This window comes from Candidatus Enterococcus testudinis, assembly GCF_002140915.1.
GTDB classification, from domain to species: Bacteria; Bacillota; Bacilli; order Lactobacillales; family Enterococcaceae; genus Enterococcus_D; species Enterococcus_D testudinis.
This window is the reverse complement of record NZ_NGKU01000001.1, coordinates 1489000-1500023: the sequence shown is the minus strand read 5'-3', so window position 1 is coordinate 1500023 and position 11024 is coordinate 1489000. Positions and strand designations below refer to the sequence as shown.

Sequence of the window (11024 nt, the reverse complement as noted above, 5' to 3'; positions counted from 1 at the left end):
GAATGTGGTAGTATACTAGAGTATAATTTAATGTAAACCATAAGTAAAACCACATTAAATTTACTTTTCATGGACTATACTTGAGATAAGCACTAACCAATAGTAATGAAAGCTTCTGCTAAGTAATAGATAGACTCTTATTATTGAGTTTTTCACTTCATTTAGAAGTATATTATTGAGCCCATCTAGACAAGTTAATAAATCATCGCTCTGGGGGAATCCGCCCAGTTCGTTGTGCCAGAAGATAAAATCCTCGCAAACATCCCAAATCTTCAACACCAGAATCAAGGCGGTATGCATGAAGAAATTTTTAGGAGGTGAAACTAAAAAATTTCATCAAGCTATGTGTAAAAAAACTACTTTACACTAAGTAGATAGACACGCCTATTCATTTCTTTTCTCTTTTTATTTATGCAAATATTTTCTGAGAAAGAAGTAGTTATTGCATCAGGTACTGTCAATACACAATTTGATTTTGTTTCTTTCCTATTCCACTTCACTGAAATCAGTCCATGAACAGACTCAAAACTACCTTCCAAAAAATCCACATCGTTAGGTATGAATGGTGAAAAAAAGAGATGTTTAGACTGTTCCACTGCCTCACTAAATTTTAATCCTAGTAAATCAGAAACAAACCAACTTCCATAAGAAGAAAACATCGCATGATTCAATGATGATCCTGGCAAAGGTTGGAAGTATTCACTTAAGACACCGCCATTTTCCTGAATCATCTTTTGGAATCCTGGATAGGTCTTTCTTTGTAGCCATTTGTATATCACATCAGGATAATCATTTAAAATTTCATAAGACCATGCCATCCCAAAAATCCCAAATTTGAAAATATTATCCTCTGATTCAATTTTGTTTACCAATGATTTTTTGAAGACTTCGACAGAATCAACGATTTCTGCTTTCAAGGCAAAGAGATACGATGATTGACTCCCACTCTGAAAAGTCCCATGCTCATTTCTAAATTCAGCAATAATTTTTCTTTCTGTATCCATAACTGTCTCTGTCAAAAAAGTTACTTTTTCCTTAGTCAATCCTATTTTTGGGGCTAAAAGCTGGTACTTTCTCAACATAATGAGATACATAGCTGCTGAACAGAATTCTCTATCTGGCGGTGTTTCTTTACCCTCGATTAATTTGGTATCTAATGCACCCCAATCACCGAGACAGCATTGCTTGATATAGTCAAAATCAAAACTAAGTAAATAATCCACGTGCTTTTTTAAGCTGTCAATTACTGGCTTTGTCAAAATCTGACTTCCATAATATTTCATGTATTTAATCACAATTTCAGGCAAAACCAATTGCCAGCCCAATGATCCAGCTCGATTACTAGGACCATAGGTTTGAATTCCCATATACGGTGCTGTTTGTGTAATACCACCAATCTCTGTTTGATCATTAATAAAATCGTAGAGCACTTTGCGCAACATATTTTCAGAATTAAAGGTTAATATCTGGGATTCCAATAAGGCAACAATATCCCCTCCATAGCCCAACCGTTCTCTCGCACAGTCTTCATAATAAGAATGAATATTATTTTTCTTTGTTTGAATATGTGCTTGGAATAGTGAATTTAAACCCTCATTAGAAGAATTAAAACTGATGACTTGATCCATATTTGTATAAGTCGGAAAGGCGCTTATATCATCAAACTCAAAACTCTTTCCATTTTTTTCATATACCGAAACATAGCGAAATGAATGATAAGAAAAATGATTCTCAAAGACGGACACTCCCTGTCCCGTCATGAGCAAATCCTCTTGAATTACCGGGTCATCATTGGAAATTCCTAATTCATTGTCATCTACACCATACGTACTCGTTGTGGTGGTAGAAAAATCAAGATCCCCAAATTCTGTTAGCTTTTCGGCGTATTTTAAATAAATTTCTTTATCTGGACTTGAAACCTGCAAACGGATTTGACCAGATATAATTTTACCAAAATCTATCAAATACTTTTCACCTTGACGAACGTTTTTTTTAGGCGTACAAGGCTCTTCTCTCTTTATTTTTTCAATAAAGCTGGGGACAAGTTTTCCTCCCGGGCCTGGAACTTCAACTGTCGTCAAATCAACTTTTCGAGAGCTTAGTTGATCCGTCACCATTTTGTTTTTTTCTGAAAAATCTCTTGTTTCGCCAATATAAAGATTATCAAACACTAAATTTGTTGTTTTTGAATGCCAAAGCTTATCAGACTGCAAAAGGTAATTGGCTTCATCTTGTGATAACTGTGTAATTTGACAAATCATCATAGGTTTTCCTATTGCCAAATAGTTTCTCATGTTGTATTTTCCCAATAATTTCAAAGGAGCTGGATTAAACCACCCATTCCCTAATGATACTTGAATTAAATTTGAACCAGATGTCAAAAATTTATTTATCTTGAATGTATCATAGTACACAACTTTTGAATAATTTGTTACATCAGAATTCAAAAAATAATCATTAATCTTCCTGCCATTGATATAAACTTCATAATATCCAATTCCTGAAATATCAAGTAGAATATCATCTGCTAAATTGCCTACATCTAGATTTGTCTCAAAAGAAAAACCAACTCGTTTTCGATAATTTGTGACTTCTTTTTCAATCGGATTATCTAAGCGTGTTATCCAAGAAGAATGAGTTAAATTCGGATTTGCAGAGTAAAAAAATGTTTTAAATTGTTCTTTAACAGAACCGTTTTCACCTGAATAGAGACACAATTTCACCCTGAATTTTTTTCTTTCCTGGAAATTATTTCTCAATTGAACATAATAAAAAACCTCGGTGCCTTGAGAAGCTATTTTGTGTATCAAACGATCTTCTTGATAAATCTCAAGGAGATAACCTAAATACCCCGTCGCCAATTTTGACCATTCAATTTTTATTGGTTCATCAAGATCCACTGCCAAATTGTTCTCTTTTCCATTTATAAGAATATCTTCCATAGTATCCTCCATGTGTAGTTAAACCCAAATAAAGCTGTGTCAAACAAAAATACCAGACTATACTTACGTTCATCTTACGTTTCAGCAATTTCTTGTAACGAATTCACGATGAGTAACGCAAAACATCTAGTATAATCTGGATATTATAATCTAATTTTTACTTATATCATAACTTCGTCCATCTACACTTATGCTAATATTCCTAACAAAGAAAGTAACACACCGACAATCATAATGGAAACGATAATTCGGACAGCATTTTTTGCGCTTTTTCTTTTCAATAAGAAGTAGATTCCTATTGTTAATAAGAAGGGAAATAGATTTGGCATGATACCATCCAACATTTCCTGTACATTAATTGTTGATTCACCGACTGTATACTCAATTGCTGTATTGATACGCACTGTGGTGACTATCAATGAACCAACTACCATCATTCCGACAACATTTCCCATTGTAGAAAGTCTTCTAAGAATGTTATTCCCATTTTCTCCTGTTAAAATTTCAGTCCCTTTTTCATAACCTAACATAAGCCCCTTATACTTAATTGGCCAAATTGTAATAGAGAACAGAAGAAAGAATAAAATCGGTCCAATGGGATTCCCTTCAATTGCGAGACCTGACGCAATACTCATATAGATTGGCACAATTGTCATGGCAAGTAAGCTATCTCCTAAACCAGCAAATGGTCCCATCAAGCCTGTCCTCACAGAGATAACAGAATCTTTTTGATTCTCCAAAGTTTGTTCTTCCATGGCCATTGAAATACCTAGAATGGGTCCATAAACATAAGGGTTTGTATTGAAAAACTCAAGATGGCGTCTTATCGCAGCCACACGTACTTCTTTTGGTTTATCACCATAGAGACGTTTTAACGTCGGAACAATTGAATAATAGGCGCCCAGTGCTTGCATTCGTTCAAAATTACTTGTTGCCATAAGCAAATTTGATCTAAAAAAAGATTTTCTTAATTCTGACTTAATGACAGTCTCTTGTTCTTTTGATGTAGTCATAAATCATAATCCCCCTCACTAGTTTCGATAATTATTTCTTCTTTTTCATTTTTATTGATGATTAAATCGTACAATGCGGCCAAACAGATACCAATCAGTGAAATAGCAATGGTCCCTAATCCAAGATAGGAAGAGAAAATAAAGCCAAGCAGCAAGAAGATCCACATGTTCTTACCCATCATCATCATAAGTAACATACCCATACCAACTACAGGAATAATTCCAGCTGCAACAGTCAGCCCATCAAAGACTTGTTGTGGAATAAATTCTAAAACAGATTCAACTGCTGGACCACCAAAATATGAAGCCACAAATACAGGAACTGATCCGGCTATGAAACTTAAGGGAATTCCAAGATAATTATACCTGGCTACTTTATCAAAATCCCCAGAATCAACTGCCTTATCCGCCTGATGCAGGAAAAAGATATTAATCGTATTCGTTAACATAATAATTTGCTGACATAATAATGCAGTAGGTATCGCAACTGCTAATCCAGTCGCTAATCCTCCACCAGTCATAATGGCAATGGCTACGCCAATAATTGCTCCAGTTGCCTCATTTGGTGGTACATATGCGCCAACTGCTGCATTTGCTAACCACATCATCTGTAATGTACCACTTATCACTAACCCTGTAGTCACATCACCCATAATCACACCCGCAACTGAACCGGCTAGAATCGCCTTAGGTGTACCTGTCCACAGTGTTCTTTCATCGACCGTACAAATCCCTGCCCAAATTGCTAATAACAAACATTGAATAAGCATAACTATTTTTCATTCCTTTCCAAATCATTTAGTGTCAATATTTTTTCTGAAGGGATCATCTGAATTTCAACTTTTACTCCGGTCTCGTTTATCATTTTCAATGCTTTCAACTCTTCTTCATTCAGTGAGACAGCTTTTGTATATTGCTTTCTACCTGGTTTGTTCTTCATTCCACCAAGATTAAGTGTGTTAAAATCAACACCACCTTGACAAAGTGCTAATGCGTCAACTGAATTGGTTAATAAAATCAGCGTCCGGCGTTTGATCGTTGTCTTATGATAAACTTCAATGAATTTATGAATGCTAAACGTTTTCACAAGAACATCTTGGGGTGCCATCATATCAAAAACAGACTTTTGAACTGGATCGTTCACGATATCATCATTAATTATCAATATTTGCTCAATTCTTTTTTGCTTCACCCACGTGGTCACAACTTGACCATGAATTAAGCGATCATCAATTCTAACTAATTCTATAGCCATCTCACAACTCCTCCTCTAGCTCAGAAGATTTTACTCCTGATTTAGCTAATTCTATTTTTTTCAATGTAAGTGGTAAAACTTCATCTACTTTCTCTTCTACCTTACTGATTGATTGATTCCTGCAATGTGCGATTTCCAACAAAATACCCAAGTTCAAACCTGAATATGCCATATATTTCGCTTCTTTATTCTTCATTAAAATCATTGCTGCGGCATTACTCGGAGTTCCTCCAAAGATATCACAAAAGATGACTAAGCCTTCCTCCGTATTCAACGCCCGAATTCCATCCTCCATTATTTCAACAAATCCATTTAAATCAGTACCAGGTTCTAATGCAACGGCCCCCATGTTTTCAATATCACCTAAAATCATTTTTAAACTATTTAAGGCTTCTTGAGCAAACCTTCCATGACTGGCTAATAAAACACCGATTCTATTATCCATTCTCTCCCTCCTTTCATAGATATATAAAGCAATAACTATGCCAATTCTAAAAAAAGTTAAAATCATACCTTTTCAAAATATAATTAAGACACATTTAATACAGTTAAAACTCTTTCTGATCAACCAATAGCTAATATAATACTCATTAATACACATGGAGTTTTTTTCTTTGATTCAAGATTAGTTTATCTCCTAATTGGTATTGCTTTTGTTCATATTATAGGTATAGTTAGATTTGAGGTGAGATAAAATGCGGAGAATCGATACAATTTATTTATTTTGTGAGAAAGAAACAGACAAAATCAATCGCTCTGATTTAATCGCAAATCCAGATATTGGAATTACTACATCCTATATTTCAGAAAAATTAGGCATTATGAGAAACAATGTTTCTTCCGACCTAAATTCATTGGTTAAAGATGGAAAACTGATAAAAATCAAAGGAAAGCCTACAAGATTTCTTTGCAATAAGTCTCTAGAAAAAATGCTTTCTATTCCATTTATACAACTGCAAACGATTTCAAGTACATTTGAAATTATTGATCTAGCTAAGCATAATTCATCTGAAGACCCTTTTGAAACCTTAATTGGCGCCAACAAGAGCCTTGCCCCAGTGATACAGTTAGCGGAAGCAGCCATTAACTATCCTCCCAGAGGATTACATACAATCATCTTGGGGGAATCAGGAACTGGGAAAAGTTTATTAGCCGAGAAAATGCATGAACATGGAAAAAAGGAAGATGTTTTTGCTCACAATTCTCAGTTCGTTATTTTGAATTGTGCTGATTATTCCACAAACCCTCAACTATTACTGGGCCAATTATTTGGAAGTAAAAAAGGGGCTTATACTGGTGCCGATATTGATAAAAAAGGCTTGATTGAGATTGCTGATAAGGGTGTACTTTTTCTTGATGAAGTTCATAGGTTACCACCTGAAGGACAAGAAATGTTATTTCAATACATCGACAAAGGGAGCTATTACAAATTAGGCGAAACACATACAAAGACGTTTGCGTCTACACTATTAATTTTAGCTACTACAGAACATCCAAACTCAGTTCTACTCGATACATTTAAAAGAAGAATTCCAGTAGCAATCCAAATGCCTAATCTAAATAATAGAGACTTTGCAGAAAGATTAGAACTTATTCTTCATCTATATGACAATGAAAGCAAAAAAATAAACTCCTGTATTGTTGTTGAAGGAAGAGCAATCTCTTCCTTATTAACCTATACACCTGTTGGAAATATCGGCCAGTTAAAAAGTGATATTCAACTTTCCGTGGCACGTGGTCTACTTGAGAAAAAAAAGAATCACTTGGACAAAGTTTCAGTCACTCAAGATTTTTTCCCTCCTTCTGTAGCATCTTCTTTTATTTCAACTACAGCAAAAGAAAAGCAAATTGTCAGTACTTTGGTCGATCAAGATTATTTTGAATTTGGTACCGACTTATCCATCAATGAACCAACAGATGGTGACTATGACTTTCTAGATTTTTTTCAAGAAAAAAAAGAGGGATATTCCATAACAAAGGCTTTTGAAGACTATAGCCAAAAGATTGCTAAGCAACGTCTCATGAATGAGCACTTTTCTTTTTTGCTAAATGAAGATATCAAAAAAATAATGTTGACTGTTTCAGATGTTTTGTACGAAGAGTGTGGCATTATCATAAATGACAATATTAGTACTGCATTTGCATTATATATATATAGTCGTACAAACGATACAAACACACCTTCTATAGATTTATCCCCAAAAAATAGTGACGTAAACATTACGAATGCACTCAGAAGAATTACTCGGGAGCTGGAAAACTTATTTGACCTATACTTTTCCGAGGATGATATTGTTATTTTATCAAATATTATTTCTTCAATTAAAAATAACGAAAAACAAACCAGTGACTTTGGCATTTTGGTTTGTGCTCATGGCGATCGAGTTGCATCGGAACTAAGTCAAACAATCAATCAACTTTTGGGCACCGACGTCGTCTTACCGATAGATATGCCTCTCAACGCAGCACCAAAAGAAATCTATGAAAAAATAAAAATTCTTGTTGATGAACTCGAGTATGCTAACTTCTTGTTGTTTGTAGATATGGGATCAATGGCTGGTATCGAAGGAAAAATAAGAGAAGAAACAGGCAAAAACTTATTCATTATCGAACGTATTGACACCCTCATTTTACTAGAAACAGCTAAAAATAAAGCTTTATTATCCATGGATTTACCATTAGCAGCACTATCCATTTTAGATATAGAAAAGAAACGTGCCTATAGTGTTCAACAGAAAATCAATCAGTATTTTGGCATAAAAAAAAGAAAAGTTATTTATACTGTCTGCCGAACTGGTGAAGGAACAGCAAAGTTTCTTGAAACTAACTTAAAAAATAGTTTTCAAAATTTTGGCATTTATGATGTTGATATTAAGCCGGTTAACGGAAATGATGCACGTTCCATCAATGATTTTATCGATAATCATAAAGATTACGAAGTTATCGCAACTGTTGGCACGCTAGATCCTAAAATAACCTTTATTCCGTTTATTTCCCTTCAAGAAATCATTTTGAAAGATGGGTTATCAAAACTATTAACATTAGCAGGTCGTAAAACTGCTTTTATTGATAGCTCTCCAGCGGATCTGTATACAAGAGATATAGTAATTGACATGGGTATTGAATCTGTCGATAAGTATTTGTACCTGTCTCTTATACACATCTCATTTACTCACAAGTTCATCAATTAATTTGCTATTTAACTTGAATAGAATTTCAATATAATCAAATAATAAATTATTATCAAAATCAATTAAGTTTTTGATTCCTTCAGCCAAATTCCGTTGCCTTAAAACATCAATAGGTTTAGTAGCAATTTCATTACCATTACTAAATCGATATTCAAACAACTTAGAGGATTTTAGTTCATCGATTTCTTTATACGTTGGGGTGCCTCTATGTTTAAGGAAATTATAGTCTTTCCGTATTTCACTATTTGAAAAGCTTTTCCAAAATGTTTGGACATGCTGACATAAGTCCATATTCGTCTGCCCCATCGATGAGGTATATTCATACCAAGCGTCATCAACTGTTGGCCCTTCAACATCTCTTTCGATTTTCCGAAGAATAAGGAAAGCTTCATTTACTTCTGAAATAGTATCCAAATTCATAGGTTGTCCAAATGGAGTATCCGTATATAAATACTCCAAAGCAGTTTTTGTCATAACCCATGTCAAATCTATAATAATATTATAGTGAATTAAAGCAGTTTCATAAAAATAAGAGGTCCCAGTTAAGGTTAATCCTTTCTTTGCTGTAGGATCCTGATTGGGAAAATCCAAACCAAAATAATTTTCCAAATCGCCTTTTTCTTTCACAGATAAGGTAAACGTTAGAAAAAGTCGAGCAGATTCATACCGTTTCATAATTTCTTCCTGTTTTGAAAGCATATAAACTATAGATGCATAAGGATAGAAGAAACTTATGTTTTCATCTATTACACCTATACTAAAGATGTCTTTTTTAAAAATTATCTCTTTATCTTCCATATTTATTAATTCTCCTAAAAAATAATAAGTATCCTATTAACTCAAGTGACCGAGTATTGATCTAGTCAAAGTATACAAAAACATAATAGATCAAAGGGTTGATGATATGAATGTGGTAGTATACTAGAGTATAATTTCTGTCTCTTATACACATCTAGATGTGTATAAGAGACAGAGTCTACTCATTTAATTTAGGGATTTTCAAATCACAGAAGGACGCGATAATAATAAATACTAAGGAAGTTGCTGAAATGTTGGATTTGACAGTGGATAGGATTCTCTATTATGAACGATTTGGAATAATTCTTTCAATCACTCGTGATAAAAATAGTTATCGTGTTTTAAAACAAAATTGAACTGGGTGTACTTGGTAATAAACTTACAAAAGGCAGGCTTTTCCATTGATTTGTTAGTGGAATTTTCCTCGTTATCTCAAGAGAGAGGTAATAAACGGCTAGAGCAGAAGAATATTTACTGATTACTAATCGGAGGGAAAAAGCAGTTTATGCGGCAATTCAAACTGGATATTGTCACATCGACACCGCTCAATCATATATGAATGAAGAAGCTGTTGGTAAAGTGATTGCGAAATCTTCAGTGCCTCGCGATGAACTTTTCATAACTACCCAAATCAAATATGGGTAGAGGATACATCATATGAAAAAACTAGAGCGTCAGTTGAACGCTCATTGAATCGATTAAATTTGGATTAAATCGATCTATTACTACTACACCAACCATATAATGAAGAATATGGGGCTTGGCGAGCAATGGAAGAATTACAATATAGAAGGCAAAGTCAAAATCATCGGTGTATACAACTTTGTTGTTGTTCGAGGAGTAGATTAGCCGCCTTCAACAAAGTAACTTCTCAAGCCAACCAAATTTAAATCAAACCCTTCCAACAACAAACTGCTAATATAGCGGCCTTGAATGTAGGTGAGAGTCAGTTCTTCTTACATGCTGATCCTCAAATGATTAAATGGATGGCCAATCGGACAATGAATATTTAATTTAATCACAAAGAACTCCTCCCTATGGATCATGGAGGAGTTCTTTGTGTCTCGTATTATATGAGTTCATCGGATTCATTCTTATACCACCTAAGAAATAACCAAGCTGTCTTCTTGATTGATAATATCAACTAAGTTAAATAGATCATTTTAAAAATAAAATTTCAATATATAGTAATTGCCAAACTTACTACTTTGATTGATCTTACTTATGGATTCCCAATGCCTCATTAAATGTCTAGAAGCTGGTCCGTGAGATATCATGAGAACAGTATGATTTTGTTCTTTACGCATTAGGTCTATTATTTTATCAGACACACGTTGTCTAAGAGCATACTTATCCTCTCCTCCAGCTTCAAAAAAAATCTTGATATAGTAATGGTGGATTCAGAGACTCCGATCCCTCCTCAAATGTACCAAAATCCCACTCTCTCCAACTTTTGATACGTGTATACAGGATTTGAGTAATTAATTCTAAAGTATCATTGGCTCGTTCTGATATATTGAAAATGCGCTCTCAATTTGGAATTTGTGCTTCACGAAATAGATGCTTTATGCTTTAGTCTATTGGATAGCTTTTCAGTAAGTGGCGAATCACACCAACCTCGTATGCTTCAGATATGATTAAACAGGGTTTGATCATATCTCATTAAATATAATGTTTTCAGTTTCTATCGACTTTTCAGTTTTAAATTATTTGCAAAAACACCATTTTTAAAACCACTTCCCGACAAGTATTACTAATAAAATAATTCTTATATATAAAGTTATATTTTTCCTTAAACACACCTATTTTTATCTTTTTTATACTA

At 34.0% G+C, this 11024-nt stretch carries 10 protein-coding genes; 3 read left to right on the top strand and 7 right to left on the bottom strand.

From position 1 onward, the window contains the following. Positions 1 to 356 precede the first annotated feature (356 nt). The 5 genes from A5886_RS07170 to A5886_RS07150 form a co-directional block, all read right to left on the bottom strand. Complete coding sequence (locus tag A5886_RS07170; protein ID WP_179189991.1) at positions 357 to 2942, bottom strand: family 78 glycoside hydrolase catalytic domain; 2586 nt, start codon at positions 2940 to 2942, stop codon at positions 357 to 359. Between the two features lie 188 nt (positions 2943 to 3130). Beyond that, positions 3131 to 3955 (bottom strand): PTS system mannose/fructose/sorbose family transporter subunit IID, encoded by an 825-nt coding sequence (locus tag A5886_RS07165; RefSeq protein WP_086274321.1) that lies wholly within the window; start codon positions 3953 to 3955, stop codon positions 3131 to 3133. Continuing rightward, on the bottom strand, positions 3952 to 4725 hold the full coding sequence (locus A5886_RS07160) for a PTS mannose/fructose/sorbose/N-acetylgalactosamine transporter subunit IIC (protein WP_086274320.1): 774 nt from the start codon (positions 4723 to 4725) through the stop codon (positions 3952 to 3954). Before A5886_RS07160 ends, A5886_RS07165 begins: the two co-directional genes overlap by 4 nt. Before the next feature lie 2 nt (positions 4726 to 4727). Further along, a complete protein-coding gene (locus tag A5886_RS07155) occupies positions 4728 to 5210 on the bottom strand; it encodes a PTS sugar transporter subunit IIB (protein ID WP_086274319.1) in 483 nt (160 codons plus the stop codon). A 1-nt stretch (position 5211) separates the two neighbouring features. Then, entirely contained in the window at positions 5212 to 5655 is a 444-nt protein-coding gene (locus A5886_RS07150) for a PTS sugar transporter subunit IIA (RefSeq protein ID WP_086274318.1), read from the bottom strand. 250 nt (positions 5656 to 5905) lie between these two features. On the opposite strand from A5886_RS07150, the gene A5886_RS07145 reads away from it, so the two are divergent. Next, complete coding sequence (locus A5886_RS07145; RefSeq protein ID WP_086274317.1) at positions 5906 to 8401, top strand: sigma 54-interacting transcriptional regulator; 2496 nt, start codon at positions 5906 to 5908, stop codon at positions 8399 to 8401. On the opposite strand, the gene A5886_RS07140 is transcribed toward A5886_RS07145, so the two are convergent. Beyond that, a complete protein-coding gene (locus A5886_RS07140; RefSeq protein WP_086274316.1) occupies positions 8375 to 9199 on the bottom strand; it encodes a hypothetical protein in 825 nt (274 codons plus the stop codon). The genes A5886_RS07145 and A5886_RS07140 overlap by 27 nt on opposite strands. A 158-nt stretch (positions 9200 to 9357) precedes the next feature. On the opposite strand from A5886_RS07140, the gene A5886_RS16180 reads away from it, so the two are divergent. Both A5886_RS16180 and A5886_RS16165 read left to right on the top strand, forming a co-directional pair. Next, entirely contained in the window at positions 9358 to 9555 is a 198-nt protein-coding gene (locus tag A5886_RS16180) for a MerR family DNA-binding transcriptional regulator (RefSeq protein WP_143353769.1), read from the top strand. Between the two features lie 118 nt (positions 9556 to 9673). Further along, positions 9674 to 9844, top strand: coding sequence for an aldo/keto reductase (locus A5886_RS16165; RefSeq protein ID WP_306297904.1), 171 nt, complete (start codon positions 9674 to 9676; stop codon positions 9842 to 9844). A 518-nt stretch (positions 9845 to 10362) separates the two neighbouring features. On the opposite strand, the gene A5886_RS16175 is transcribed toward A5886_RS16165, so the two are convergent. Then, positions 10363 to 10506, bottom strand: coding sequence for a hypothetical protein (locus tag A5886_RS16175; protein ID WP_373404588.1), 144 nt, complete (start codon positions 10504 to 10506; stop codon positions 10363 to 10365). Positions 10507 to 11024 lie beyond the last annotated feature (518 nt).